The sequence below is a fragment of the Cupriavidus necator genome (assembly GCF_013141915.1).
Lineage (GTDB): Bacteria > Pseudomonadota > Gammaproteobacteria > Burkholderiales > Burkholderiaceae > Cupriavidus > Cupriavidus necator_B.
On sequence record NZ_SROX01000009.1, the window covers coordinates 151853 to 178520 of the forward strand.

General features: G+C 68.0%; 25 protein-coding genes. 19 read left to right on the forward strand and 6 right to left on the reverse strand.

Annotated elements, in window-relative coordinates:
- Positions 1 to 101: 101 nt before the first annotated feature.
- Positions 102 to 2726: an alanine--tRNA ligase gene (gene alaS / locus E5S69_RS18160; protein WP_171516032.1), complete on the reverse strand. Its 2625-nt coding sequence runs from the start codon at positions 2724 to 2726 to the stop codon at positions 102 to 104.
- Positions 2727 to 3023: 297 nt separating this feature from the next.
- On the opposite strand from alaS, the gene E5S69_RS18165 reads away from it, so the two are divergent.
- From E5S69_RS18165 to E5S69_RS18175, 3 genes are all read left to right on the forward strand, one after another.
- Positions 3024 to 4244 carry a CaiB/BaiF CoA transferase family protein gene (locus E5S69_RS18165; RefSeq protein ID WP_171516033.1) on the forward strand — a complete coding sequence of 407 codons (1221 nt, stop codon included), beginning with the start codon at positions 3024 to 3026 and terminating at the stop codon, positions 4242 to 4244.
- Between the two features lie 126 nt (positions 4245 to 4370).
- Positions 4371 to 4826: a DUF2214 family protein gene (locus E5S69_RS18170; protein ID WP_171516034.1), complete on the forward strand. Its 456-nt coding sequence runs from the start codon at positions 4371 to 4373 to the stop codon at positions 4824 to 4826.
- Between the two features lie 28 nt (positions 4827 to 4854).
- On the forward strand, positions 4855 to 5844 hold the full coding sequence (locus E5S69_RS18175) for a Bug family tripartite tricarboxylate transporter substrate binding protein (protein ID WP_171516035.1): 990 nt from the start codon (positions 4855 to 4857) through the stop codon (positions 5842 to 5844).
- Between the two features lie 232 nt (positions 5845 to 6076).
- On the opposite strand, the gene E5S69_RS18180 is transcribed toward E5S69_RS18175, so the two are convergent.
- A complete protein-coding gene (locus E5S69_RS18180) occupies positions 6077 to 7858 on the reverse strand; it encodes a potassium/proton antiporter (protein ID WP_171516036.1) in 1782 nt (593 codons plus the stop codon).
- Positions 7859 to 8236: 378 nt separating this feature from the next.
- Here E5S69_RS18180 and E5S69_RS18185 point away from each other — a divergent pair, with 378 nt between their 5' ends.
- Entirely contained in the window at positions 8237 to 8698 is a 462-nt protein-coding gene (locus E5S69_RS18185) for a tripartite tricarboxylate transporter TctB family protein (protein WP_171516037.1), read from the forward strand.
- A 13-nt stretch (positions 8699 to 8711) separates the two neighbouring features.
- Complete coding sequence (locus E5S69_RS18190) at positions 8712 to 10214, forward strand: tripartite tricarboxylate transporter permease (protein ID WP_171516038.1); 1503 nt, start codon at positions 8712 to 8714, stop codon at positions 10212 to 10214.
- 89 nt (positions 10215 to 10303) lie between these two features.
- Here E5S69_RS18190 and E5S69_RS18195 read toward each other — a convergent pair whose 3' ends face one another.
- Positions 10304 to 11188 carry a LysR substrate-binding domain-containing protein gene (locus tag E5S69_RS18195; RefSeq protein ID WP_171516039.1) on the reverse strand — a complete coding sequence of 295 codons (885 nt, stop codon included), beginning with the start codon at positions 11186 to 11188 and terminating at the stop codon, positions 10304 to 10306.
- Positions 11189 to 11352: 164 nt separating this feature from the next.
- Between E5S69_RS18195 and E5S69_RS18200 the strand changes: the two genes are divergently transcribed.
- The 3 genes from E5S69_RS18200 to E5S69_RS18210 all read left to right on the forward strand — a co-directional run bounded on the left by E5S69_RS18200 (position 11353) and on the right by E5S69_RS18210 (position 15030).
- Positions 11353 to 12330, forward strand: a complete 978-nt coding sequence (locus tag E5S69_RS18200; protein ID WP_171516040.1) for a Bug family tripartite tricarboxylate transporter substrate binding protein — start codon at positions 11353 to 11355, stop codon at positions 12328 to 12330.
- 35 nt (positions 12331 to 12365) lie between these two features.
- Complete coding sequence (gene ggt / locus E5S69_RS18205) at positions 12366 to 13991, forward strand: gamma-glutamyltransferase (RefSeq protein ID WP_171516041.1); 1626 nt, start codon at positions 12366 to 12368, stop codon at positions 13989 to 13991.
- Between the two features lie 421 nt (positions 13992 to 14412).
- Positions 14413 to 15030 (forward strand): pyridoxamine 5'-phosphate oxidase family protein, encoded by a 618-nt coding sequence (locus E5S69_RS18210; protein WP_171516042.1) that lies wholly within the window; start codon positions 14413 to 14415, stop codon positions 15028 to 15030.
- Here E5S69_RS18210 and E5S69_RS18215 read toward each other — a convergent pair.
- Positions 15027 to 16463, reverse strand: a complete 1437-nt coding sequence (locus tag E5S69_RS18215) for a CoA transferase (protein WP_171516043.1) — start codon at positions 16461 to 16463, stop codon at positions 15027 to 15029. The genes E5S69_RS18210 and E5S69_RS18215 overlap by 4 nt on opposite strands.
- A 245-nt stretch (positions 16464 to 16708) precedes the next feature.
- Here E5S69_RS18215 and E5S69_RS18220 point away from each other — a divergent pair, with 245 nt between their 5' ends.
- From E5S69_RS18220 to E5S69_RS18250, 7 genes are all read left to right on the forward strand, one after another.
- Entirely contained in the window at positions 16709 to 18466 is a 1758-nt protein-coding gene (locus tag E5S69_RS18220; protein ID WP_171516044.1) for a glutamine--tRNA ligase/YqeY domain fusion protein, read from the forward strand.
- Positions 18466 to 18708 carry an RNA-binding S4 domain-containing protein gene (locus E5S69_RS18225; protein WP_010813694.1) on the forward strand — a complete coding sequence of 81 codons (243 nt, stop codon included), beginning with the start codon at positions 18466 to 18468 and terminating at the stop codon, positions 18706 to 18708. Before E5S69_RS18220 ends, E5S69_RS18225 begins: the two co-directional genes overlap by 1 nt.
- 63 nt (positions 18709 to 18771) lie before the next feature.
- Entirely contained in the window at positions 18772 to 19155 is a 384-nt protein-coding gene (locus tag E5S69_RS18230; protein WP_171516045.1) for an MAPEG family protein, read from the forward strand.
- Positions 19156 to 19160: 5 nt separating this feature from the next.
- A complete protein-coding gene (locus E5S69_RS18235) occupies positions 19161 to 19748 on the forward strand; it encodes a YceI family protein (RefSeq protein WP_171516046.1) in 588 nt (195 codons plus the stop codon).
- A gap of 112 nt (positions 19749 to 19860) precedes the next feature.
- On the forward strand, positions 19861 to 20169 hold the full coding sequence (locus E5S69_RS18240) for a hypothetical protein (RefSeq protein WP_171516047.1): 309 nt from the start codon (positions 19861 to 19863) through the stop codon (positions 20167 to 20169).
- Between the two features lie 127 nt (positions 20170 to 20296).
- A complete protein-coding gene (locus E5S69_RS18245; protein ID WP_171516048.1) occupies positions 20297 to 20845 on the forward strand; it encodes a YaeQ family protein in 549 nt (182 codons plus the stop codon).
- A 59-nt stretch (positions 20846 to 20904) separates the two neighbouring features.
- On the forward strand, positions 20905 to 21252 hold the full coding sequence (locus E5S69_RS18250) for an FKBP-type peptidyl-prolyl cis-trans isomerase (RefSeq protein WP_010813699.1): 348 nt from the start codon (positions 20905 to 20907) through the stop codon (positions 21250 to 21252).
- 81 nt (positions 21253 to 21333) lie between these two features.
- Here the strand turns inward: E5S69_RS18250 and E5S69_RS18255 are convergent, their stop codons facing one another.
- Positions 21334 to 21654 (reverse strand): hypothetical protein, encoded by a 321-nt coding sequence (locus E5S69_RS18255; RefSeq protein ID WP_171516049.1) that lies wholly within the window; start codon positions 21652 to 21654, stop codon positions 21334 to 21336.
- 255 nt (positions 21655 to 21909) lie between these two features.
- Between E5S69_RS18255 and E5S69_RS18260 the strand changes: the two genes are divergently transcribed.
- Positions 21910 to 22638 carry a gamma-glutamylcyclotransferase gene (locus E5S69_RS18260; protein ID WP_171516050.1) on the forward strand — a complete coding sequence of 243 codons (729 nt, stop codon included), beginning with the start codon at positions 21910 to 21912 and terminating at the stop codon, positions 22636 to 22638.
- A 17-nt stretch (positions 22639 to 22655) separates the two neighbouring features.
- Positions 22656 to 23456 carry an ankyrin repeat domain-containing protein gene (locus tag E5S69_RS18265; RefSeq protein WP_171516051.1) on the forward strand — a complete coding sequence of 267 codons (801 nt, stop codon included), beginning with the start codon at positions 22656 to 22658 and terminating at the stop codon, positions 23454 to 23456.
- A gap of 77 nt (positions 23457 to 23533) precedes the next feature.
- Here the strand turns inward: E5S69_RS18265 and E5S69_RS18270 are convergent, their stop codons facing one another.
- On the reverse strand, positions 23534 to 25228 hold the full coding sequence (locus E5S69_RS18270; protein ID WP_171516052.1) for a long-chain fatty acid--CoA ligase: 1695 nt from the start codon (positions 25226 to 25228) through the stop codon (positions 23534 to 23536).
- Between the two features lie 195 nt (positions 25229 to 25423).
- Here E5S69_RS18270 and trxA point away from each other — a divergent pair, with 195 nt between their 5' ends.
- Positions 25424 to 26269 (forward strand): thioredoxin, encoded by an 846-nt coding sequence (trxA, locus tag E5S69_RS18275; protein ID WP_171516053.1) that lies wholly within the window; start codon positions 25424 to 25426, stop codon positions 26267 to 26269.
- A gap of 17 nt (positions 26270 to 26286) precedes the next feature.
- Positions 26287 to 26664, forward strand: coding sequence for a cupin domain-containing protein (locus E5S69_RS18280; protein ID WP_171516054.1), 378 nt, complete (start codon positions 26287 to 26289; stop codon positions 26662 to 26664).
- The last annotated feature ends 4 nt before the right edge of the window (positions 26665 to 26668 follow it).

Consider the following 26668-nt stretch of genomic DNA (forward strand, 5'->3'; position numbering starts at 1 on the left):
GGGCGCCGCGGCGCCCTTTTTGCTCTGGTGACAACGTCAAGCCGGCCTGATGTTTGCTTCCCTCTCCCGCAAGCGGGAGAGGGAAGCAAACCCTCGGCCGATCAGACCTTGCCTGCCACCCATTCGCTGACACCCGCCAGCGCCTGCGGCAGCTTGGCCGGCTCGGTGCCGCCGGCCTGCGCCATGTCGGGACGGCCGCCGCCCTTGCCGCCCACCTGCTGGGCGACAAAGTTGACCAGCTCGCCGGCCTTGACCCTGGCCGTGGCATCGGCGGTGACGCCGGCGATCAGGCTGACCTTGCCGTCGGCCACCGCACCCAGCACGATGGCGGCGCTCTGCAGCTTGTCCTTGAGCTTGTCCATGGTCTCGCGCAGGGTCTTGACGTCGGCGCCATCCAGCTGCGCGGCCAGCACCTTCAGGCCCTTCACGTCGACCGCCTGCGCCGCCAGCTCGTCGCCCTGCGACGCGGCCAGCTTGCTCTTCAGGCGCTCCAGCTCCTTCTCCAGCGCGCGCACCTGGTCCTGCACCTGGCCGATGCGCGGCACCAGTTCCGACGGCTGCGCCTTGAGCACGGCGGCGGCTTCGTTCAGCTTCGCATCCAGGCCCTGCAGGTAATGCAGCGCGTTGTCGCCGGTGATGGCTTCGACGCGGCGGATGCCGGCGGCGACGCCGCCTTCCATCACGATCTTGAACAGGCCGATATCGCCGGTGCGGTGCACATGGGTGCCGCCGCACAGTTCCTTCGAGGTGCCGATCGACAGCACGCGCACGTCGTCGGCGTACTTCTCGCCGAACAGCGCCATCGCGCCGCTCTTGACCGCGTCGTCGAACGGCATGACTTCCGCGTGCGTGTCTTCGTTACGCAGGATCTCGGCGTTGACGATCTCTTCGACCTGGCGGATCTGTGCGTCGGTCAGCGCGGCGTTGTGCGAGAAGTCGAAGCGGGTCTTGTCCGCATCGACCAGCGAGCCCTTCTGCTGCACGTGGCTGCCCAGCACTTCGCGCAGCGCCTTGTGCATCAGGTGGGTGGCCGAGTGGTTGCGCACGGTGCGCGCACGGCGCAGCGCATCCACCTGCGCCGAGACCGCATCGCCGACCTTGAGCGCGCCGCCCTGCAGCGTGCCCTGGTGGCCGAACACGTCGGCCTGGATCTTGGTGGTGTCGGCCACGGCAAACACCGCGCTGCCAGACTTCAGCAGGCCCTGGTCGCCGGCCTGGCCGCCGGACTCGGCGTAGAACGGGGTGTGGTCCAGCACCACCACGCCGGTCTGGCCCGGCTGCATGGCGTCGACCGCGGCACCGTCCACATACAGCGCGGTGACCTTGGCCTGCGGCAGTTCCAGCTTCTCATAGCCGTGGAACACGGTCTTGTCGCCCGAGTATTCCAGGCCGGCGGCCATCTTGAACTTGCCGGCGGCGCGCGCCTGCTCGCGCTGGCGGTTCATGGCGGCGTCGAAGGCAGCCTCGTCGACGGCGATTTCCTGCTCGCGGCACACGTCCTGGGTCAGGTCCAGCGGGAAGCCGAAGGTATCGTGCAGCTTGAAGGCGAGCTCGCCATCGAGCGTCTTGCCGCCCTTGAGCTTGAGCTCGGCCAGCGCGGCATCGAGGATGGACATGCCGTTCTCGATGGTCTCGAAGAAGCGCTCTTCCTCGGCCTTCAGCACTTCGGTCACGCGCGACTGGGCGTCGGCCAGTTCCGGATAGGCCTGGCCCATCTGCGCGACCAGGTCCGGCACCAGCTTGTGGAAGAACGGGGTCTTCCGGCCCAGCTTGTAGCCGTGGCGGATGGCGCGGCGGATGATCCGGCGCAGCACATAGCCGCGGCCTTCGTTGCCCGGGATCACGCCGTCGACGATCAGGAACGCGCACGCGCGGATATGGTCGGCGATGACCTTCAGCGAGTTCTGGTTCAGGTTGTCGATATGGGTCTCGCGCGCGGCGGCCTTGATCAGTGCCTGGAACAGGTCGATCTCATAGTTGCTGTGCACGTGCTGCAGCACCGCGGCGATGCGCTCCAGGCCCATGCCGGTGTCCACGCACGGCTTGGGCAGCGGCGTCATGTTGCCCTGCTCGTCGCGGTTGAACTGCATGAACACCAGGTTCCAGATCTCGATGTAGCGGTCGCCGTCTTCCTCGGGCGATCCCGGCGGGCCGCCCCACACGTCCGGGCCGTGGTCGTAGAAGATTTCCGAGCACGGGCCGCACGGGCCGGTGTCGGCCATCTGCCAGAAGTTGTCCGAGGCGTAGCGCGCGCCCTTGTTGTCGCCGATGCGCACGATGCGCTCGGTCGGCACGCCCACTTCCTTGGCCCAGATGTCGTAGGCCTCGTCGTCTTCCGCGTAGACCGTCACCCACAGTTTCTCGGCCGGCAGCTGGTAGGTCTTGGTCAGCAGTTCCCATGCGTACTGGATCGCCTCGCGCTTGAAGTAGTCGCCAAACGAGAAGTTGCCCAGCATCTCGAAGAACGTATGGTGGCGCGCGGTGTAGCCGACGTTCTCCAGATCATTGTGCTTGCCGCCGGCGCGCACCGAGCGCTGCGACGACGTGGCGCGGGTGTACGGTCGCTTGTCGGTGCCCAGGAACACGTCCTTGAACTGCACCATGCCGGAATTGGTGAACAGCAGCGTCGGGTCGTTCGCCGGCACCAGGCTGGACGAGCGGACCACGGTATGGCCCTTCGATTCGAAGAACTGCAGGAACTTGCTGCGAATGTCTGAGACTTTCATGGGATGGCGGACGCTTGCCCTGGCGTGGCCGGGCGCGACGAATCAGTATGGGATTTGCAAACCGTTGATTATACGGGCAAGGCAGGTCGTCGGGCACGTCAGCCAAGGCGCCCGGGAAGCGGCCGGCTATCGCCCTGAATCCCGTCACTTCGAGAGCAGCATAAAGCACTTATAACAGCGCCAGCGCTTTGCCGGTGGTACAGTGCAGCCAACCCGCGCTCCCCTTTCGGGGGGGCGCCCCCGAGCGCCCGCATTCCGGACCCGATTCCCGCCTCACCCTCTGCCTCGAATACCGCCATGGGAGCCTTAAGCCATCTCCGCGTCCTCGACCTGACCCGCGTCCTCGCCGGGCCGTGGTGCGCCCAGAACCTTGCCGACTTCGGCGCCGACGTGATCAAGATCGAGCGTCCCGGCGCCGGCGACGACACCCGCACCTGGGGTCCGCCCTGGCTCAAGGACGAAGACGGCCGCGACACCGCCGAGGCCGCCTATTATCTGGCCGCCAACCGCAACAAGCGCTCGGTCACGTGCGACATCAGCACGCCGGAAGGCCAGCAGATCGTGCGCGACCTGGCCGCGCAGAGCGACGTGGTGCTGGAGAACTACAAGGTCGGCCAACTGAAGAAATATGGCCTGGACTATGACTCGCTCAGGCAGGTCAAGCCCGACCTGATCTACTGCTCGGTCACTGGTTTCGGCCAGACCGGCCCGTACGCCGCGCGCCCTGGCTATGACTTCATCATCCAGGGCATGGGCGGCTTCATGAGCCTGACCGGCGAGCGCGACGACCTGCCCGGCGGCGGCCCGCAGAAGGCCGGCGTGGCGATTTCCGACCTGATGACCGGCCAGTACGCCACCATCGCCGTGCTGGCGGCGCTGGCGCACCGCGACCGCACCGGCGAGGGCCAGTACATCGACATGGCGCTGCTCGACGTGCAGGTGGCGATGCTGGCCAACATGAACACCAACTACCTGGCCAGCGGCGAGGCGCCGCGCCGCTGGGGCAATGCGCATCCCAACATCGTGCCGTACCAGACCTTCCAGGCCGCCGACGGCTGGATCATCGTCGCGGTGGGCAACGACGGGCAGTTCCGCAAGTTCGTCACCGACGGCGGCAAGCCCGAACTGGCTGACGACCCGCGCTTTGCCAAAAATCCGCAGCGCGTGGCCAACCGCGACGTGCTGGTGCCGATCCTGGCCGAGATGGTGCGCCCACGCACCCGCGCGCAATGGATCCGCGACCTGGAAGCGGCCGGCGTGCCGTGCGGACCGATCAACACGCTGGACGACGTGTTCGAAGACGACCAGGTCAAGGCGCGCGGGTTGCGCGTGGACCTGCCGCACCCCAGCGCGGGCGAAGTCAAGCTGGTCGGCAGCCCGATCAAGATGAGCGCGACGCCGCCGCAGGCGCTGCGCCACCCGCCGCTGCTGGGCGAGCACACCGACGCGGTGCTGGCCGGGGCCTTGGGCTACAGCGCCGCGCAGATCGCCGCACTTCGCGCAAAAGGTGTGCTGTAAGATTCTCCTCCTGCCTGCTGCAGGCATGCCTTGCCGCAGGCGCTTTCCGGAAGTTCAGTCCCGACTGAAGTACTTTCCCCGGGCTCGCGCCACCCGCGCGGGCCTGCGCAAAGCAAAGGAGAACCCATGCTGACCGACGCCATCCTGGCCTTCCTGCATTTCCTTGCGATCTTTGTCCTGATCACGCTGATGGCCGCCGAGGCCGTGGCGCTGCGCCCGGACCTCAACCCGGCCACGGTGCGGCGCCTGTCGCTGTACGACCTGTTCTATTTCCTCTCGGCGATGCTGGCGCTGGCGACCGGCCTGCTGCGTCTGTTCTACGGCGCCAAGGGCGTCGACTTTTACCTGCACAACCCGTGGTTCCACGCCAAGATGGGCGTGTTCGTGCTGATCGCGCTGTGCTCGCTGCCGCCGACCTTTGCCATCACGCGCTGGCGCAAGCAGGCGCGCAAGCTGCCCGATTACGTGCCGCCGCCGTCCGAGATCAAGGCGGCGCGGCGCTGGGTCATGATCGAATCGCACCTGGTGATCCTGCTGCCGCTGTGCGCCGTGATGATGGCGCGCGGCATCGGGGCCCGCTAAGAATCCCAATCCCTCTGCCATCCGCAACATGCTGAAGAAACTGCTTGCCGCCGCGCTGACCGCGGCGCTGATGCCCGCCATGGCGGCCACTAACGCTTATCCCACCAAGCCCGTCCGCTTCGTGGTGCCGTACCCCGCCGGCGGCCCGCTCGACACCGTTGCGCGCGCCATCGGCGACAAGCTGCGCGACAGCCTGGGCCAGCCCGTGGTGGTGGAAAACAAGCCGGGGGCCGGCGGCAACCTGGGTGCAGACTATGTCGCCAAGCAGCCCGCCGACGGCTACACCATCGTCATGGGGGCGGTGGCCACGCATGCCATCAACCCGACGCTGTTCAGCAAGATGCCGTACGACCCGGTCAAGGATTTTGCGCCGATCACGCTGGTTGCCGACGTGCCCAACGTGCTGGTGATGCATCCGGGCAAGGCCGCCGAGCTGCATATCAACAACGTGCGCGACCTGGTCGCGTACGCGCGCAAGAACCCAGGCAAGCTGGACTACGCCTCGGGCGGCAACGGCAGCGCCGGCCACCTGTCGGGCGAGCTGTTCAAGAGCATGGCGAAGGTCAGCATGGTCCATATCCCCTACAACGGGGCCTCGCCGGCGCAGCTGTCGGTGCTGTCGGGCCAGACCGACCTGATCTTCGACAACCTGGCCTCGGCGTCGGCCAATATCAAGGCGGGCAAGCTCAAGGCCTTCGCCGTCACCACCGCCGGCCGCGCCGCGTCCTTCCCGGACCTGCCGACCATTGCCGAGGCCGGCAAGGGGCTGGGGCTGGAAGGCTTCGACATCTCGACGTGGTTCGGCGTGTTCGCCCCGGCCAACACGCCGCGCGAGATCGTGGAGAAACTGAACCACGAGATCGTCGCGATCCTGAAGACCGACGACATGAAGGCCCGCCTGGCCCGCATCGGGGCGCAGCCAGCGCCGACCACGCCGGAGCAGTTCGCGGCGCTGATCCAGAAGGAACTGAAGAAGTACGCGCAGATCGTGAAGGTGTCGGGCGCAAAGGTCGACTAACCACAAACCCACGCAGCCCCAACGCTTTTGGTGCTCCCAAGCCGCCCGAACTGGCCCAGGCAAGGTGTTCTCCCTCTCCCCTCACGGGGAGAGGGCCGGGGTGAGGGGTGGTTCAGCCAGGCCCCCCATCAAGCAAGGGCAACGGTATTACCCGCCGCCCCCAGCCTTTGACCCTCCACCCTCACCGGCTGCACCGCTCCCGCAAGCGGCAGAGGTGAGCAAACCGCGCGGGTCAAACGCGCTCGCGGCGCGCTTCCTCCCGGCGCCGCCGCAGCCACAACTTCCCGCCCGAATCCCCCTCCAGCCGTGGCAGCAGCAGTCCCACCTGCAGGATCTGCGCGCCTTCCATGCGCGTTACCGTCAGTGGCAGGCCGGCGATCTCGATGCTGTCGCCCTCCACCGGCGGTGACGTGAACACGCGCTGCATCGCGCTTTCCAGCGTCAATGGCGCCTCCTCTGGGGTCAGCTCGCGCGTGCCGTAGAGCGCGGCCACGTCGCGCAGCGGCGCGTCGCCGGACAGCAGGAAATCGTGCGACGCCTGTTCCCAAGTGGGCGCCCGGCCCGGCGTCTGGAACAACGCCGACAGCACCGCCAAGGAGGTGGTCGGCCCCAGCACGCAGACCGAGTCGCCTGCGCGCAATACGGTCTGGCCGGGGTCGGCCAGCGCATCTTCGCGCGCCACCGTCATCAGCCGGCAGCGCGGCGGCAGTTCCAGTTGGTCGGCGCGCACGTTCTCGACCGGCGCATTGGGGCCAACCTCGAACTGCATCACCTCGAGTATCGGCGCGCGCGTGCCGCGCAGGCGCGAACGCGCCAGCGGCTCCGGGTAGCCGGGGCGCAGCACGCGCGCCAGCCGTGCCGCCACCGACACGGTGGTGCCCTGGATCAGCAGGCTGGCCAGCACCACCGCAAAGGCAATGCGGAACAGCAGGCCTGACTGCGGCACCTCGCGCAGCAGCGGGAACAGCGCCAGCACGATCGGCACCGCGCCGCGCAGCCCCATCCAGGCGATAAAGCCGGTCTCGCGCGCATTGAAGCGGAACGGCAGCAGCGCCAGCCACACCGCCACTGGCCGCGCCACCAGGATCAGGAACGCTGCCACCGCCACCCCGGGGCCGGCGACTTCCCAGATCCGGTGCGGAGCTACCAGCAGCCCCAGCAACAAAAACATGGCCGACTGCGCCAGCCACGCCATGCCGTCCATGGCGCGCATGGTGTCGGCGGTGACGGCGCGCTCGCGGTTGCCGATCAGCATGCCGGTCAGGTACACCGCCAGGAAGCCGCTGCCCCCGGCGGTCTGCACGATCGCAAACACCATCGCGCCGCCCGAGCACAGCAGGATCGACTGCAGCCCCTCGGCCACCCGCGTGCGCTCCAGCACATTGGCCAGGCAATAGCCGAGCGCCAGGCCCAGCACGCCACCCACGCCGAACTGCACCAGCAGGCGCAGCACCAGCCCCAGCGGCGTCAGGCCGCCGGGCGCGGTCAGCCATTCGATCAGCGTCAGCGTCAGGAAGATGGCCATCGGGTCGTTGATGCCGGATTCGATCTCGAGCACGCTGGCGACCCGGTCCTTGAGCCGGATGCCGCTGCTGTTGAGCGTCGAGAACACCGCAGCGGCATCGGTCGAGCCGACGATGGCGCCCAGCAGCAGCCCCAGCCGCCAGTCGATGCCGAGCAGCCAGGCGGCGAAGATCCCCACCAGCGCGGCGGTCACCAGCACCCCGACCGTGGCCAGCGACAGCGAGGGCTTGAGCGCCACGCGGAAGGTGGCCAGACGCGTGCGCAGCCCGCCGTCGAGGAGGATGATGGCCAGCGCCAGGTTGCCCACCAGGAAGCTGAGCCAGGTATCGGAAAAGCGGATGCCGCCCGGGCCGTCCACGCCGGCCAGCATGCCCACGGCCAGGAACACCAGCAGGAACGGCACGCCGAAACGCGCCGAGAACGCGCCCAGCACGATGCCCAGCGACATCACGACGGCGCCAAGCAGGATGACATGGTCGATGCTTTCCAAACCGCTCCTTGTGTTGCCTGGGAATTCGCTTGCGGAAGCTTTCGTTTTCAGAGGCTTTCGGAACCTTTCAGGCCCCTTGGGCCGTGGCGGCCGCCGCCGCGCGCAAGACGGTTCCCGATGATAGCGCACGGCCCTGGGCTGCCACCCGCCAGGCCGCCTGCAGCCTGGCACAGCAGCACTTTTCAGCGCACTTTCACTAGGGGATACCCGAACCATGACCCCATTTGCAGACATCTGAAAGGTAGCTGAAAGGTCGCACCCTTACCTTCCACCCTGCCCGCCGGCAGGCCGTCGGAAAACGCCGTAATGTTGCGTCGCAACAGAGGCAAGAAAGAGGCCTGCCGCAGATTTCAAGCTGTCTTATCGAGGAGATTCACTTTGCGCATACGTAGCCAAAAGGACTTTGCCTCCGGCCTGATGTTCATCCTGGTCGGATTCGGCTTTTCCTGGGTCGCACGCGGTTATTCCATGGGAACCGCCGCAAAAATGGGACCGGGATACTTCCCGTTCTGGCTCGGCATCGTGCTCGCCCTGCTGGGCGCGCTGGTGCTGTTTGGCTCGCTGTCTTCCAAAGCGGAAGAAGACAGCCTGGCCCGCTGGGACATCAAGACGCTGCTGTGGATCCTCGGTTCGGTGGTGCTGTTCGGCCTGCTGCTCAAGCCGCTGGGCATGGTGCTGTCGGTGCTGGTGCTGGTGCTGGTGTCGTCGATGGCCAGCCATGAATTCAGCTGGAAGGGTGCCATCCTGAACTCGATCATCCTGGTGCTGATCAGCCTGGGCGCGTTCGTGTACGGCATCAACCTGCAGATGCCGGTGTGGCCGGCTTTCCTGGCAAGCTAAGGAGGCCGCCAACATGGAACTACTCGCCAACCTGGGCCTGGGCTTCTCCACCGCCCTGACCTTCCAGAACCTCGCGTACGCCTTCCTGGGCTGCGTGCTGGGTACCCTGATCGGCGTGCTGCCGGGCCTGGGGCCGCTGGCCACCATCGCCATGCTGCTGCCGGTCACCTACACGCTGCCGCCGGTGGCCGCGCTGATCATGCTGGCCGGTATCTACTACGGCGCCCAGTATGGTGGCTCGACCACCGCCATCCTGGTGAACCTGCCTGGTGAATCGTCGTCGGTGGTGACCACCATCGATGGCTACCAGATGGCAAGACGAGGGCGAGCGGGGGTGGCGCTGGCGACAGCCGGCCTAGGCTCGTTCTTCGCCGGCTGCGTCGCCACCATGATCCTGGCCGCGTTTGCCGCGCCGCTGTCGGAACTGGCGTTCAAGTTCGGTCCCGCCGAGTACTTCTCGCTGATGGTGCTGGGCCTGATCGGCGCCGTGGTGCTGGCGTCGGGTTCGCTGGTCAAGGCTATCGCCATGATCGTGCTGGGCCTGCTGCTGGGCCTGGTCGGCACCGACGTCAACTCGGGCGCCGCGCGCTTCTCGTTCGACGTGCCGGAACTGACCGACGGCCTGAACTTCGTCTCGGTGGCAATGGGTGTGTTCGGCTTTGCCGAAATCATCGCCAACCTGGAGCAGAAGGAACACCGCGAGACCTTCACCGACCACATCACCAACCTGTTCCCGACCAAGGAAGATTTCAAGCGCATGATCCCCGCGGTGCTGCGTGGCACCCTGCTGGGCTCGGCGCTGGGCATCTTGCCGGGCGGCGGCGCGTCGCTGGCCTCGTTTGCTGCGTATTCGCTGGAGAAGAAGACCTCCAAGTATTCGCACGAATTCGGCAAGGGCGCGATCGAAGGCGTGGCCGGTCCGGAGTCGGCCAACAACGCGGCCTCGCAGACCTCGTTCATCCCGCTGCTGACGCTGGGCATCCCGCCCAATGCGGTGATGGCGCTGATGGTCGGTGCGATGACCATCCACAACATCCAGCCGGGTCCGCAGGTGATGACCAGCAACCCGGCCCTGTTCTGGGGCCTGATCGCCTCGATGTGGATCGGCAACCTGATGCTGATCGTGCTGAACCTGCCGCTGATCGGCATCTGGGTGAAGCTGCTGAAGGTGCCCTACCGCTACCTGTACCCGGCCATCCTGACGTTCTGCTGCATCGGCGTGTACTCGGTCCAGAACACCACCTTCGACGTGTTCCAGACCGCCGCCTTCGGCGTGATCGGCTACCTGTTCATCAAGCTGCGCTGCGAACCGGCACCGCTGCTGCTCGGCTTTGTGCTGGGGCCGATGATGGAAGAGAACTTCCGCCGCTCGCTGCTGCTGTCGCGCGGTGACTTCAGCGTGTTCGTGACGCGGCCGCTGTCGATGGGCCTGCTGATCGCCGCCGCGGTGCTGGTGGTGATCGTGGCGCTGCCGTCGATCAAGGCCAAGCGCGAAGAAGCCTTCCAAGAAGAATAAGCAGGAAATATCGCCGGCCTCGCGCCGGCAGGCAACCCGTACGAAGGGCACCGCGAGGTGCCCTTTTTTTCGTCCGGCGCCGGGACCAGTCAGGCCCCGAACAGTTCGCCGCAGGCCGCCCGCACCGCCGCCGTCACCTGGCCACGGGCATGGTCGCGCCGCTCCAGCATGCCGATATTGCGCATCACCGGCTCGCCGTTGACCAGCAGCGGCAGCACGCGCAATGCGTCATCGTCGCGCCAGCGCGCGCGCCGCAGCAGCGGCACCACGGTCACCCCCACTTCCTGCCGCACCAGTTCGACCAGCGCCTCGATCGCGTTCAATTCCAGGAATTCATTGACCTTCAGGTGCGCGCGGCGCAGCGCGCGCTCCACCAGCACGCCGGTGCGCTGGCTGCGGTCGAAGCGCAGGTAGGGGTTGGCCGCCAGCGCCTCGCGCGCATCGCGGCCGGGGCTGCCGCGCGCGGCGATGGCCACCAGCGGCTCCTGGTACAGCGGCGTCCAGCGCAGCGTGCCCGGCACGCGCGCCGAGCCTTCCACCAGGATGGCGGCGTCGAGTTCGCCGGCTTCCACCTGCGCCGCCAGTTCGATCGACTTGGCGCCGACCAGCCGCACATCGAGCGCCGGATAGGTGCGCTTCATGCGCGCCACCGCGTGCGACAGCCCGCCCATCACCGACACCACCGCGCCCACCGCGACCGCGCCCGCCATGGCTTCGGCCGAAGCCAGCGGCAGCCGCATCTCTTCATACAGCGCCAGCAGCCTGCGCGCCTGCGGCAGCAGTGCGCGGCCGTCCGCATTGAGCACCGCCACGCGGCCATTGCGGTCGAACAGCGCCCGGCGCAACTCGGTCTCCAGCGCGCGCATCTGCAAGCTGACCGCGGCCTGGGTCAGCGCCACCTGCCCGGCCGCGGCGGCGAAAGAGCCGTGCTCGGCCACGGCGACAAAGGTACGAAGGAAGCGGACAGTGCTCATCGGTGCATCCCAATGCGGCGGGAAACGTCCTGCCGGCGGGCGTTGGATACTTAAAAATTTCTTGAGACATCGGCAAGGAATATTAGCTTTCTTTGTGACCGGAGGCGCGGAATAATGAAGGCCGATCATCAATGAAGGCCCTGCGCCTGATCTCGGAGATACGTATGACATCCTGGCTGCGCCGCGTCGGCACGGGCCTCGGCATCGGCCTGTGCCTGGCCGCCACCACCGCAATGGCCGATACCTACCCGAGCAAGCCGATCCGCCTGATCGTGCCCTTCCCCGCCAGCGGCGCGACCGACCTGCTGGCCCGCGCCATCGCGCAGAAGGTGGGCAGCAACATGGGCCAGCAGATCGTGGTCGACAACCGCCCCGGCGCGGGCGGCGCAATCGGCTCAGACATGGCCGCCAAGGCAGCGCCCGACGGCTATACGTTGCTGATCGCCACCACCAGCACGCATTCGATCGGGCCGTATATCAACACCCGGCTGCCGTACAACACCGAGGCTGATTTCACGCCGGTCGGCCAGGTGGCGATCGCCACCAACCTGCTGGTGGTGCCGAACAGCCTGCCGGTCAAGAACGTGCGCGAACTGATCGACTACGCCAAGAAGCACCCTGGCGAACTGAACTACGCCTCCAGCGGCAACGGCACCGTGGTGCACCTGACCGCCGAGGCCTTCAAGGCGCAAGCGGGCGTGTTCATCACCCACATCCCCTACCGCGGCACCGCGCTGGCTGTGCCTGACCTGATCTCGGGCAAGGTGCAGGTGCTGTTCGACAGCATCGTGTCGGGGCTGCCGCATGTGAAGGACGGCAAACTCAAGGCGCTGGCCGTTACCAGCGCGAAGCGCTCGCCGCTGGCGCCGGAAATCCCCACCGCCAGCGAGTCCGGCCTGCCGGGCTTCGTCTCCGATACCTGGTTCGGCATCTACGGGCCCAAGGGCATGCCGGCGGAGATCGTCAACCGCCTCAACGCCGAGTTCAACAAGGCGATCCAGTCGCCCGAGGTCAAAGAACGGCTGGGCAAGCTGGGGGCCGAACCGGTTGGCGGCACGCCCGCCCAGTTCGCCGCCATGGTGAAGCAAGACAGCGCGCGCTGGGGCAAGCTGATCAAGGATCGCAAGATCACGGCAGAATAAGCGCCACGGCCGCACCGAACACAAAGGACATAGCCATGCAGAACTTCAACTGGACCAACCCCTATCCGTCCGTGCGCATTCCGCTGTTTGCGCGCAACGTGGTGTCGACCTCGCATCCGCTGGCCGCGCAGGCCGGCCTGCGCATGCTGCTCAAGGGCGGCAATGCCGTCGACGCCGCCATCGCCGCGGCCGCCGCCATCACCATCGTCGAGCCGGTGTCGTGCGGCCTGGGCAGCGATGCCTTTGCCATCCTGTGGGACGGCAAGTCCCTGCACGGCCTGAACTCGTCGGGCGTGGCTCCGGCCGCATGGAGCCCGGAATACTTCAAGGCTAAATACGGCACCGACGCCAACGGCCTCGCCAACCGGCCGGTCCGCGGCTGGGATTCGGTCACCGTCCCCGGCGTGGTCGCCGGCTGGGCCGCGCTGCATGAGCGCTTCGGCAAGCTGCCGTTCGCCGACCTGATGGAACCGGCGATCGAGATCGCCGAGCGCGGTTATGCCGTGCCGCCGGTGGTGGCGCACAAGTGGGCCGCCGCCGTGCCGGAACTGAAGGACCAGCCGGGCTACGCCGAGACCTTCATGCCCAACGGCCGCGCGCCGGCGGTCGGCGAGAAATTCACCATGAAGGACGCTGCCGAGACCCTGCGCCAGATCGGCGCCACGCGTGGCCGCGCGTACTACGAAGGCGCGATCGCCGAGAAGATCGCCGCCTTCAGCCAGCAGTGCGGCGGCGCGATGACGCTCGACGACCTGCGCAACTACCGTCCCGACTGGGTCAAGCCGATCAGCAAGTCCTACCGCGGCTACGAGTTGCACGAGATCCCGCCCAATGGCCAGGGCATCGCCGCGCTGATCGCGCTGGGCATCCTCGACCAGTTCGACCTGGCCTCGATCCCGGTCGATTCGGTCGACTCGCAGCACCTGCAGATCGAGGCGATGAAGCTGGCCTTCGCCGACCTCTACCAGTACGTGGCCGATCCGCGCAGCATGGCGGTCACGCCCGAACAGATGCTGGACGACGCCTACCTGAAGTCACGCGCCAAGCTGATCGACATGCAGCGCGCCACCCATTTCAACTTCGGCATGCCCAAGGTTGGCGGCACCATCTACCTGACCGCGGCGGACGAGAACGGCATGATGATCTCGTTCATCCAGTCGAACTACATGGGCTTCGGCTCCGGCGTGGTGGTGCCCGGCACCGGCATCAGCCTGCAGAACCGCGGCGTGGGCTTCTCGATGGATCCCAGGTCCGCCAACGTGGTCGCGGGCGGCAAGCGTCCGTTCCACACCATCATCCCGGCCTTCCTGACCAGGAACGGCGAGCCGGTGATGAGCTTCGGCGTGATGGGCGGCGACATGCAGCCACAGGGCCATGTGCAGACCGTGGTGCGCATGCTGGACTACAACCAGCAGCCGCAGGCCGCCTGCTGCGCGCCGCGCTGGAAGGTCAATCGCGACTTCACGCTGGACGTCGAAGGCACCATGGACCCGGCCACGGTCGCGGGCCTGAAGGCGCGCGGCCACCAGCTCAAGTCGGTGGACGACCCGTACATGGACTTCGGCTCCGGGCAATTCATCTGGCGCCTGTCGGATGATCCGGAACAGGGCTACGTCGCGGCCAGCGACAGCCGGCGCGACGGGCAGGCGGTGGGCTTCTGAAGCCTAAAAAAGGAACGCGGTTTTGGGTGCTCCAAGACCGCCCGAGCTAGCCCAAGCAAGGTGTTCTCCCTCTCCCCTCATGGGGAGAGGGCCGGGGTGAGGGGTGTTCTGGCCAGGCGCCACATCCAGCGGAGCCAACGGTTTTCGCCCACTACCTTCAGCCTTTGACGCCCCCGCCCTCACCCCCTGCCCCTCGCCCGCAAGCGGGAGAGGGGAGCAAACCGGCAGAAGCGGATACTCAACTGGCCCGCCCGCGATTGGCTCAAGTGTGCACGGCGTGTCCGCCGCAGTGTCGACGCCGTGCGCCGCGCCCATCCGGACAGCGCGCGGCTCGACCTCTGGCCGCCAAGCAGCCTGGGCCGAAGCCCCCGCTGCGCTTGTGCGCTACATTGACGCTTTCGCCCCCAACGCCCAGCCTGCCATGACCCCGCACGCCATCACCACGCTGGCCGAACTGGAAGCGCTCTACGCGCAACCGGCGGCGCCCTCGCTATCCAAGGAAGTCGATTACCTGCACCCGCACTACCGGACCTTTATCGAGGCGGCGCCCTTCTGCCTGCTGTCGACGGTCGGCCAGGACTGGGCCGAATGCTCGCCGCGCGGCGATGCGCCGGGCTTCGTGCAGGTGCTGGACGACCGCACGCTGCTGCTGCCAGACCGGCGCGGCAACAACCGCATCGACAGCCTGCGCAATATCGTTGCCGATCCGCGCGTGGGCCTGCTGTTCGTGATCCCCGGCATCAATGAGACCATCCGCGTCAACGGCACCGCGCAGCTCAGCGTCGACCCCGCGCTGATCGCGCGCTGCGTGGTCGACGGCAAGGCGCCGACCACGGTGCTGGTGATCACGGTGCAGGCGGTGTTCTTCCAGTGCGCCCGCGCACTCATCCGCTCGCGCCTGTGGGCCGCCCAGGCGCAGGTCGCGCGGCAGACGCTGCCGAGCAACGGCGAGATCCTGGCCACGCTGAGCCAGAACGCCATCGACGGCGCCGCCTATGACCGCGAGCTGCCCGAGCGGCAGCGCAACACGCTCTACTAGCGCGGCAGCCATTCCGGCGCATGCGTGCCGAGCGGCTCGGACGGCAGCGTCCAGCGCGCCGGCGTCTGCGACAGCTGCGCCGCATGGCGCACCACGGTCAGCATGCCGAAGCCCGACGGCACCGCCTCGAGCAAGTCGGCCACGTCGTCGATCTTCTGCTCGGGCGCCTTGAGCCCGTCGGGGACGCGCCCCAGCCCGCGCAGCCACTGCCCCACTTGCGCCAGCGACACGCGCACGTGCCAGCTGCCGCCTTCCACCGCGCGCCGGTGCAACGCCGCCATCGCGCCGAAAGCCAGCAGGTAGCCCGCGGCGTGGTCCAGCACCTGGGCCGGCAACGGGCGGGGCGTATCAGTGCCGGCCGCTTGCGCCTCGGCGGCGTTGAAGCCGGTGGCGGTCTGGACCAGCGAATCGAAGCCGCGCTTGGCCGACCACGGCCCGACATGGCCATAAGCGCTCAGCGACACGTAGACGATGCCGGGACGGGCGCGCGCCGCGGCCTCGGGGCCCACGCCAAGATCGGACAGGCCGCCGGGGCGGTAGCCTTGCACCAGCACGTCGGCGCCGTGCAGCAGCTTGTGCAGCGTGCGCTTGTCGTCCGGATCGCGCAGGTCCAGTTGGCAACTGCGCTTGCCGCGGCCGGTGTCGATCACCAGCGGTGCGATCGAGGGCAGGTGCGACGCGGTGACCAGCAGCACGTCGGCGCCATGCGCGGCCAGCGTGCGGCCCGCCACCGGGCCGGCGATGATGCGGGTGAAATCGAGCACGCGCACGCCCGACAGCGGCTGCGCCTGCGCGGACACCGGCGCCGGCAGCGGCTGCGGCGGGGCGTCGCCGATCCGCTCCAGCGTTACCGGCGGCAGGCCGCGCAGCGCCGCGGCTTGCGCATGGCGGTCCCATTCGTCGAAGCTGCGCAGCGCGGCCACCACCAGGCCGGCGTCGGACGCCGCCGCTTCGAACGCCTCGGCCTCCCATTTTTCCAGCGCCGCCTGCACCGCCGCCTTGTCATAGGCGCATCCCAGCAGGCGCAGCACGCCGTCGCGGTGATGCGGGAAATTGGTGTGCAGGCGGATCCAGCGGCCATCGCCGCAACGGTAGACGCCGGCGATCTGGTCCCATAGCTCGGGCGCCGGGCCGCCGTCGACGCGCAGGTAGCGCTCGCTGCGGAACTCGGTGATGGCGTGGCGCATGTCGACGTTGACCTCCTGCCAGGCGCCGCCGCGCGCTTGCCACAGCGCGGCGGCGGCCAGCGCCGAGGCGGCCAGGCTGGCCTGCGCCGCGGTGCCCACGGCAAAGCTCGACGGCAGTACCGGTTCGGCACCGTCCAGGCGCAGGTGGGCCAGCGCCTCGGCCGGCAGGCCGGCATCGCGCCACAGCGCGGCAACGACATCGTGGGGCATGGGCGGCACTTGTGCCGCTTCGGTGGGGGCGTTCATGGCGTTCCTGCTGCAATGGATGACGCGCGGCCGCGGCCGGCCGGCACGGGCCTCCATGCTACTCCGGCACATCACTTTCCGCTGCGCCCGGCGGCGTCGGCAACGGACAAGTCCACAAATGCACCGGCGCGCACGGCATGCGGCGCCGCCGGCACGGTAAAATCCCGCTATTGGCATTCCGCCACGCAATCTGACGACCCGGCCCGACGCCTCCAGGCGCTTGCGGCCGGCCAACCGGCGCCATCATGAGCCACGACAACAAGCCTACCGACAGCACCCCCGCCGCTTCCAACTTCCTGCGCAGCATCATTGACCAGGATCTCGCCGCCGGCACCTACGCCGGCCGCCAGGACAAGGCCGGCGAGCCGCTGCCAACCGTCATCACCCGCTTCCCGCCGGAGCCCAACGGCTACCTGCATATCGGCCATGCCAAGAGCATCTGCCTGAACTTCGGGCTGGCGCGCGACTACGGCGGCCGCTGCCACCTGCGCTTCGACGACACCAACCCGGTCAAGGAAGACACTGAATACGTCGATTCCATCATCGACGCGGTGCACTGGCTCGGCTTCTCCTGGGACAGCGCAGGCAAGGACGGCCAGAAGCAGCCGCACCTGTACTACGCCAGCGACTACTTCGACCAGCTCTACGCCTTTGCCGAAACCCTGATCGAGCGCGGCGCGGCCTATGTCGACAGCCAGTCGGCCGAGCAGATCGCCGCCAGCCGCGGCAACTTCTCCGAGCCGGGCAAGCCGTCGCCGTACCGCGACCGTACTGTCGAGGAAAACCTGCAGCTGTTCCGCGACATGCGCGCCGGCAAGTACGCCGACGGCGAGCACGTGCTGCGCGCGAAGATCGACATGGCCGCACCCAATATCGTCATGCGCGACCCGGTGCTCTACCGCATCCGCCACGCGCACCATCACCGCACCGGCGACAAGTGGTGCATCTACCCGATGTACGACTTCACGCACTGCATCTCGGACGCGCTGGAGAACATCACCCACTCGCTGTGCACGCTGGAGTTCGAGAACAACCGCCCGCTGTACGACTGGGTGCTGGAGCACCTGCGCGACAGCGGCGTGTTCCGCGACCCGCTGCCGCACCAGTATGAGTTCGCGCGGCTGAACCTGACCTACGCCATCACCAGCAAGCGCAAGCTGAAGCAACTGGTCGACGAACAGCGTGTCGACGGCTGGGACGATCCGCGCATGCCCACGCTGGTGGGCGTGCGCCGCCGCGGCTATACGCCCGAATCGATCCAGCTGTTCTGCGACCGCGTCGGCGTGGCCAAGGCCGACAGCTGGATCGACATGAGCACGCTCGAAGGCTCGGTGCGCGACGACCTCGACGGCCGCGCCGCGCGGGGCGTGGCGGTGCTCGACCCGCTCAAGCTGATCCTCGACAACTACCCCGCAGGCCAGAGCGAGGAATGCTCGGCCCCGGTCCATCCGAAGAAGCCGGAACTGGGCAAGCGGGTGTTCCCGTTGTCGCGCGAGCTGTGGATCGAGCGCGAAGACTTCAACGAGACCCCGCCCAAGGGCTATTTCCGCCTGTTCCCGGGCAACAAGGTGCGGCTCAAGTACGGCTACGTAATCGAGTGCACCGGCGTGGACAAGGATGCCGACGGCAACGTAGTGGCCGTGCATGCCAGCTACCTGCCCGACACCAAGAGCGGCACGCCGGGCGCCGACAGCGTCAAGGTCAAGGGTGTGATCCACTGGGTCAGCGCGGCGCACGCGTATGAAGCCGAGGTCCGGCTGTACGACCGCCTGTTCAACGATCCCAATCCGGATGCCGGCGGCAAGAACTTCCTCGATGCGCTCAACCCGCACTCCAAGCAGGTGATCACCGCCTACCTTGAGCCGGGCCTGCGCGAGGCGCAGCCGGAAGACCGCTTCCAGTTCGAGCGCCATGGCTACTTTGTCGCCGACCGCAGCGATTCGACGCCGGGCAAGCCGGTGTTCAACCGCACCGTCGGCCTGAAAGACAGCTGGGGCAAGTGATGGCCAAACCTGGCAAGGCAGCCGTGCAGACCATCACCTTCCCACTCGAGGGCGAGTTCATCGCCCTCAACGACCTGCTCAAGCTGGCGGGCGTGTGCGACAGCGGTGGCGCCGGCAAGGCGCTGGTCGCGGCCGGCGAAGTGTCGGTGGACGGCGCGCCCGAATCGCGCAAGACTGCGAAGATCCGCGCCGGGCAGGTGGTGGGCCTGGCGGGCATCGAGATCCGCGTGGTCGCGGCCTGACCATGCGGTCCGGCCGGCGCCGCCCGTGTGGCGTGCGCCGGCACCGCTACCGAAAGGAAAACCATGCCGATCGCTTTCTGGTGCATGCTGCTGGCCGGCATCCTGCCGGTGGCGACGGTCGCCATCGCCAAGGCCGGTGCGCCGGGTTTCGACAACCATGACCCGCGCGGCTGGCTGGAACGGCAGTCCGGCCGCGCGCGCCGCGCCGACATGGCGCACCGCAACCATTTCGAGGCTTTTCCCTTCTTTGCCGCCGCGGTCCTGAGCGCCACCTACCTGCAGGCGCCGCAGGCCCGCATCGACGAACTGGCGATGGCCTTTATCGCGGTACGCCTGCTCTACACCCTGTGCTACATCACCGACCGCGCCACGCTGCGCACGCTGTGCTGGACCATCGGCTACCTGACGGTGGTGGGGATCTTCCTGCTGCCTGTGTTCGTCCCCTGAGCGTCATGGCCCTGCGCGTGCTCGCTCTGCTGGCGGCCGCCGGCACCGCCGGGGCCTACGCGGCACCGGTTGAATACACCCTGGATCCGGCCCATACCACCGTCTATTTTTCCGCCAGCCATTTCGAGCGCAGTTCGGTGCGCGGGCGCTTCGGCAAGATCGACGGGCGCCTGCTCTATGACGCGGACAGCGGCGCCGGCGCGCTCGATGTGACCGTGGACCTGGGTTCCGTCGATACCGGCAACCGCACGCTGGACGGCGTGCTGCGCTCGGCCCAGTTCTTCGATATTGCCCAGTACCCGGTGGCGCGGCTGCGCGCCGACCGGTTCTCGATGGAATCCGGCCGCCTTGCCGCGGTGGAGGGCGAGCTGACGCTGCATGGCGCGACCCGGCCCGTGCGCCTGGTGGCCGAGCGCTTCAGCTGCGGCGAGGTCACGCTGTTCGGCGTGCGCCGTCAGGTGTGCGGTGGCGATTTCCGCGCTGAAGTGCCGCGCAGTGCCTTTGGCATGACCCGCTTCCTGCCCGAGGTCGGCGACACCGTGACGCTGCAAGTGGCGGTCGAGGCATCGCCCGCCGAGCGCGCTCCGCGCTAACCCCGCGCTTACCCTACTCGTCACCTGCGCCACAAATTTCTCTTGTAGAATCAGCGCTTTGCCAAATTCCTGCCACGCTCGTCCGCGTGTGCGGCGACGCGAGACAGAGACCATGTTCGATATCCATACCGGCGACATCGTGGCGGCCGCGCTGGCGGCGGCCGGCGCCTGCCTGGCCTGCAGCATTCCGGGCGACTTTTTGCGCCGCTTCCCGCTGTGGGCCGTGCGTAGCTACGGGCGCGGCGCGCTGCTGATGCCGTTCCTGGCGATGATGGTCGCCACCTGGCTGTTCCGTCTCGGCCTGGCGGGCCAGCTCGATACCGCGCCCGGCCAGGCGCTGCTGGTGGCCGCGGCCTTCCTCGGCACCCTGCTGGTCTCGGCGCTGCTGCGCTTCTACCTGAAGGAATACCGCAAGCGCTGAGCCGCCAGGCTTAAGCATGGCGTGCTTTGAATCGCCCGCTTTGAATCGCCCGCTTTGAATCGCGTATGATGCGGCCTTTTGCGTCGTACGCACCCCAGCCCGGGGCGCCTGCCGCTCACTTCACCTCATGGCGCTCAAATCCACCATCTTCAAGGCCGAACTGTCCGTCTCGGACATGGACCGCCCCTACTACGGCAGCCACAGCCTGACCATTGCCCAGCACCCGTCCGAGAACGATGCGCGCATGATGGTGCGCCTGCTGGCCTTTGCCTGCGAAGCCACTGAAACCCTGGCCTTCACCCGCGGCCTGGACGAGCCCGACGAGCCCGACCTGTGGGACAAGCGCCTGACCGGCGACATCGCCCATTGGGTCGAGCTGGGCCAGCCCGACGAAGCCCGCCTGAAACGCGCCGCGTCCCGTGCCGAGCGCGTGACCGTCTACACCTACAACGCCGCCAGCGCGCGCGAATGGTGGAAGGGCATGGCGGGCAAGGCCGGCAAGCTGCGCAACGTCACCGTCTACAATGTCCCGGCAGAGGCTGTCGACGCGCTGGCCGGGCTGGCGCAGCGCGCCATGCGCCTGTCGGTGACCATCCAGGACGGCGATATCTGGGTGGCCGACGACGACCATAACGTGCAACTGACGCTGGATGTGCTCCAGCGCGCCCAAGCCTGAACGCAGCCGCGCTGCGTTCACTTCTCTCCACGTCTGTTCCCATCGGAAGGAAATACGCCATGCAAACCACGCCCTCTGGCCTGCAATACGAAGACACCACCGTCGGCGCCGGCGCCGAAGCCACCGCCGGCAAGCACGTCACCGTGCACTACACCGGCTGGCTGTACGAGAACGGCCAGGCTGGCCGCAAGTTCGATTCGAGCAAGGACCGCAACGACCCGTTCGTGTTCCCGCTGGGGGCCGGCCACGTGATTCGCGGCTGGGACGAGGGCGTGCAGGGCATGAAGGTGGGCGGCGTGCGCCGCCTGGTGATCCCGGCCGACCTGGGCTACGGCGCGCGCGGCGCAGGCGGCGTGATTCCGCCGAACGCCACGCTGCTGTTTGAAGTGGAACTGCTGGCGGTCTAAGACGGCGCGACGCTGCTCCCGTACACGCGGGGGCAGCGTCCGGCTGAAGTCTTCAGTGCCGGCGCCCTGCCCCGGGGCGCCTCAGAAGCCGATGGCGGCGTTGCCGACATCGACGCGGACCTTGTCGCGGTCCAGCAGCCGCGCCGCATGGCGCGCATAATCCTGCGCCCAGGCAGCATCGCCGGAAAAGCGCGCTTCTCCCGAAAACTTGGCGACATTCAGGATCTTGTCGATCACCAGCACCTTGCCCACCGGGCTCGATGCCTGACAGTCCAGCTCGGTGTATTCCCGGTCGAACCAGCGCCAGGCGGCATCCTCGGTGACCGCGGCCAGCTCGTCCGTGCCGATCGTGAAGTCAAACGCCTTGCCGCTGCCGAACACCACCGTAAGCGTACGTGCCATCGCGGGTTCCCCCTGGTTGGATTGAGATCCCATTGTAAGGACTCGGCGCCGCCAGCGGCGCGCATTTCGCGCCGGCCTGACCGCCGACAAAGGGCGGCGCAGCCCGGCCATGGCGCGTGGCAGCGGCGGCACACGGCCCTGACCGTTGTCAGGCACCCACACCCGGCCCGCTGACTCGGACATTTCCGAGCCAAACTGCCACTTGTGGCATTTCCCCTGCCCGCCCGGGACGCTGCTTTGATTTATGCTTGCAGCATGGCCATCACGCGACAGGACCTCGAATCCGACCGGCTGCGCACCTCGCTGTGCAGCACCCCGGTCGCGTCCTCGCTGTTGCCCGAGGCGGCGCTGGAACAGTCGCTGGCCGATACGCTGGCGCGTCGCCCCAACGATCCCGCGCTGGGCGGCGATGTCTGGGTTTTCGGCTACGGCTCGCTGATCTGGAACCCGATGGTGGTGCATACCGAGCGCCAGCGCGCCACGGTGCACGGCTATCACCGCGGCTTCTATCTCTATTCCCGCATCAACCGCGGCACTTGGGACAATCCCGGCCTGGTGCTGGGCCTGGACCGCGGCGGCTGCTGCCATGGCATGGTGTTCCGCGTGCCCTGCCACGTGGTCGAGCAGGAGTTTCGCGTGCTGTGGCGCCGCGAGATGCTGACCGGCGCTTACCATCCGCGCTGGCTGCGCCTGCGCGTCGGCGCGGCCGGCGCGCCCGAGCAGCGCGCGCTGGCCTTCGTCATGAACCGTTCCCACGAGGCCTACGCCGGCCGGCTGCCAGACGCCAGCGTGGTGGAACGGCTGCGCCATGCCGCCGGGCTTTACGGCCCGGCGCGCGAATACCTCCAGCAAACCCTGCTGGGGCTGGCCACCAACGGCGTCGACGATCCCTACCTCGGGCGGTTGTGGCGCCAGTTGCAGGCCGATGATGCCGCCGACGCCGAACGCGCCGCGCGGCTGGCCAGCCTTCACGAAACTGTCTGAGCCCAGGAGCTGCCGCCATGACGCGCCCCGCCGCCCGCACCCGCAGACAAGCACTCAATGAGTTGCTGGGCCTGGTGGGCTTGCTGATGGGCGGTGGCCTGCTGGCAGCGCAAGGCAGCCAGACGCTGGCGGCACGGCCCGCCGGCGGTGCCGCCAGCCAGCCCGCCACGCGCCCCGCGCACGGCACGGCCAACCACGCCTCGACCCGCCGCGATGCCATCGGCACCCTCGACCGCAACCTGATCACGGCCGCCAGCGCCGGCGACCAGGAACTGGTGGTGCGCCTGCTGGCTGCCGGCGCCTCGGCGCGCGCGGCCGATGAACGTGGCCGCAGCGCGCTGCTGGCGGCGGTGCAGAACCGCCGCACCGAGGTCGCGCGCACGCTGCTGCTGGCCGGCGCCGACGTCAACCTGAAGGATGCCGATGCCAACAGCCCATTCCTGCTGGCCGCCGCCACCGGCCAGGCCGACGTGGTGCGGCTGGCGCTGGCGCATGGCGCCGACCTCGCCAGCACCGACCGCTACGACGGCACCGCGCTGATCGTCGCCAGCCAGCACGGCCATGTCGAAGTGGTGAAGCTGTTGCTGAAGGCCGGCATCGCCGTCGACCACGTCAACGACCTGGGCTGGACCGCCCTGCTCGAGGCGGTGATCCTCGGCGACGGCAGCGCACGCTACGAGGATACCGTACAGCTGCTGCTGGATGCGGGCGCGGACGCCAACCTGGCCGACCGCGAAGGCGTGACGCCCACGCGCCATGCGCGCGAGCGCGGCTACAAGACCATGGTGAAGATGCTGATGCGGGTGCGCGGGCACTGAGCGACCCGCCTGCCGAGGGGGGCCCCTTCGCGTTTCGCGGGAGGGGTTGGGCGAAACCGTTGGCTTCGTCTTCTGCCTTAGACTGCCGCGCGCGCGTTCTCGCTTTCCTGCAGTTGGCGCCACATCACCTTGCCGGTGCCCGACTTGGGTAGCGCGTCGACGAACTCGACCACGCGCGGATACTTGTAGGCGGCCATGTTGTCCTTGGCCCATTCGATGATCTGCTCGGGCGTGGTCTTGCCTTTGGCATGGGCGCGCAGCACCACCACCGCCTTGACGGTTTCGCCGCGGTACGGGTCGCGCGTACCGATGATGCAGGCCTCCTGCACATCCGGGTGCTTGTACAGCAGGTTCTCCACCTCGGCCGGCCAGACCTTGAAGCCCGACGCATTGATCATGCGCTTGAGGCGGTCGGTGATGAAGTAATAGCCCTCCTCGTCCATGCGGCCGAGGTCGCCGGTGCGGAAAAAGGTCTTGCCCTCGAACTCGATGAAGGCGTCGCGGGTGGCATCCTCCTTGCCCCAGTATCCCTTGAATACCTGCGGACCGCTGACGATGATCTCGCCGATCTCGTTGGGCGGCAGCTCCTTGAGCGTGACCGGGTCGACCACGCGCGCGTCGGTGTTGAAGGTCGGCACGCCCAGGCACTGCAGCTTGGGCCGGTCCGACGGGTTGCTGTGGGTCGGCGCCATGGTCTCGGACAGGCCGTAGCCTTCCAGGTAGTTCAGCCCGAACTGCTCGCGCAGGCGCTCGGCCACCGCCTGCGGCATGGCCGCGCCGCCGCCGCCGATATAGCGCAGGCTCGACAGGTCAAATTCGGCCAGGTTGGGGCTGGCCAGGAAGTCGATCACCATGGTCGGGATATTGGTCCAGTGCGTGACCTGGTAGCGCGAGATCAGGCGCCCCGCCACTTCGCGGTCCCAGCGCGGCAGCATCACCACGGTGGCGCCGCTGTAGATCGGGCCGTTCATGCCGTATTGCATGCCGGTGACGTGGAACAGCGGCAGCACCGACAGCACCACCGATTCCGCGCCCGAACCCGACCAGGTCGCGCCGCCAACAATGTTGTGCATCACCGAGCGGTGGGTATGGATGCAGCCCTTGGGGAAGCCAGTGGTGCCCGAGGTGTAGGGCATCACCGCCATGTCGTCGGGGCCGGCGGTATGCGGGCCGGGCTGCAGGCCAGCGCCCAGCGCGTCGGCCCATGCGGTGGCGCCGGCCGGCAACGGATGCGGCGTGGTCAGCCACGCCGGCGGTGCGTCTTCGGGATGTTCGTGGGCCGGCGGCAACGCGTCGGCATATTGCGTCACCAGCAGGTGCTGCAGGCGCTCCGCCGGCGCCAGCTCGGCCTGAGCCTGCTCGACCCCGGCGGCGAGGTCGGCGGTGAAGATCGCCACGCGCGCCTGGGCATCGGTGACGTAGTGCTTGAATTCCTCGGCGCGGTTCATCGGGTTGACCGGCACCACCACCGCGTCGGCGCGCAGGATGGCGTAGTAGCTGACGATGAACTGTGGGCAATTCTGCATGTACAGCAGCACCCGGTCGCCCTTCTTAACGCCCGCCTTTTGCTGCAGCCAGCCTGCCAGCGCGGTGGCCTGTTCGTGCAGCGCACGGAAGCTGGTGGCGTTGCCGAAATAGCGGATCGCGGCCTTGTCGGCATAGCGCAGCGCCGACACCTCCAGGTTGGCCCACAGCGACGTTTCCGGCAGCACGATGGCGGTCGGCAGGCGCTTTGGCCAGAACTGGAAATGCGGGCGGGCGGGGGTCGGCATGGATGGTCTCCTGTGCGGTCTCGCGGACCGGGTGTTTCGGTATGGTCAAGGACTATATCCGAACGATCGTTCTATTTTCAACCGGGGACTTCCCGAACCGCCGCGGTCGGCCCATGGCAACGGGCGTTGCATTCGGCGCCTTCGCCCTCACAATAGGGGTATTGATCCCCACCTTTCTCCCGTCCAGGATTCCCCATGAGCGACGTCACCCTGCAGAATTTCGAAACCGAAGTGATCGACGCCTCGCGCCAGGCGCCTGTGCTGGTCGATTTCTGGGCCCCGTGGTGCGGCCCGTGCCGCACGCTGGGCCCTATGCTGGAACGGCTGGAGGCCGAGTCGGACGGCCAGTGGAAGCTGGTCAAGGTCAATGTCGACGAGAACCAGGAGCTGGCCGCGCACTTCGGCGTGCGCAGCATCCCGCATGTGGTGGCAATCGCCGACGGCCAGGCGGTGGACCAGTTCGTCGGCGTGCTGCCGGAGTCGGGCCTGCGCGAGTTCCTGGGCCGGCTGGCGCCGGGCCAGGCCCCCTCGCCGCTGGCCGAGGCACAGGCACTGGCCGCCGCCGGCAACCGCGACGGCGCCGAGACCCTGTTCGCCGATGCGATCGCGGCCGATCCGGAATCCGACGTGGCGCGGCTGGCCTATATCGGCTTCCTGCTGGACGGCAACGCCGTTGACCGGGCCACGGCCGAATTCGCGGCGCTGTCGCCGCGCGCCGAGCAGGAAGATGGCTACGGCGCGCTGCGCACCCGCATCGAAGCCATGGAGAATGCCGCCGGCCTGCCCGACGAGGCCACCCTGGCCAGCCGCATCGACAACGATCCGCGCGACCTCGCCGCGCGCAGGGACTTGGCGCGGCTGATGATCGCGCGCCAGCAATATGAGCCCGCGCTGGCGCAATTGCTGGAAATCGTGCGCGCCGACCGCGGCTTCGAGGACGATATCGGCCGCAAGACCATGCTGTCAGTGTTCGAGATGCTGGCCGACCGGCCGGACGTGGTGTCGCGCTGGCGCCGGCAACTCAGCACGTCGCTGAACTGAGCGGGAAGCCGATCGCCATGTCTGCACCCCGCCTGATCGATTTCAAGTCAGCGCCCGCCCCGACCCACGACCGTCCGCGCGCCGACCGGCTGGTATCGGGCAATCCGGACCGCACCACCTGGACCCACTACAGCGCGCAGCACGGCGATTTCGATTGCGGCATCTGGGCGTGCGAGCCGGGCGCCTGGCGCATCGCCTTCCCGGCCGGCAAGGAAGAGTTCTTCCACGTGCTCAGCGGCCGCATCCGCATCAGCGACGACAGCGGCGAGGCCAGGGAATTCGGCCCCGGCGATGCCTGCGTGATACCGGGCGGTTTTACGGGGCTGTTCGAAGTGCTGGCCCCGGTGCGCAAATACTTCGTGGTGATCGACCGCGACGCGGCGCGGCAGGCCTGAGCGC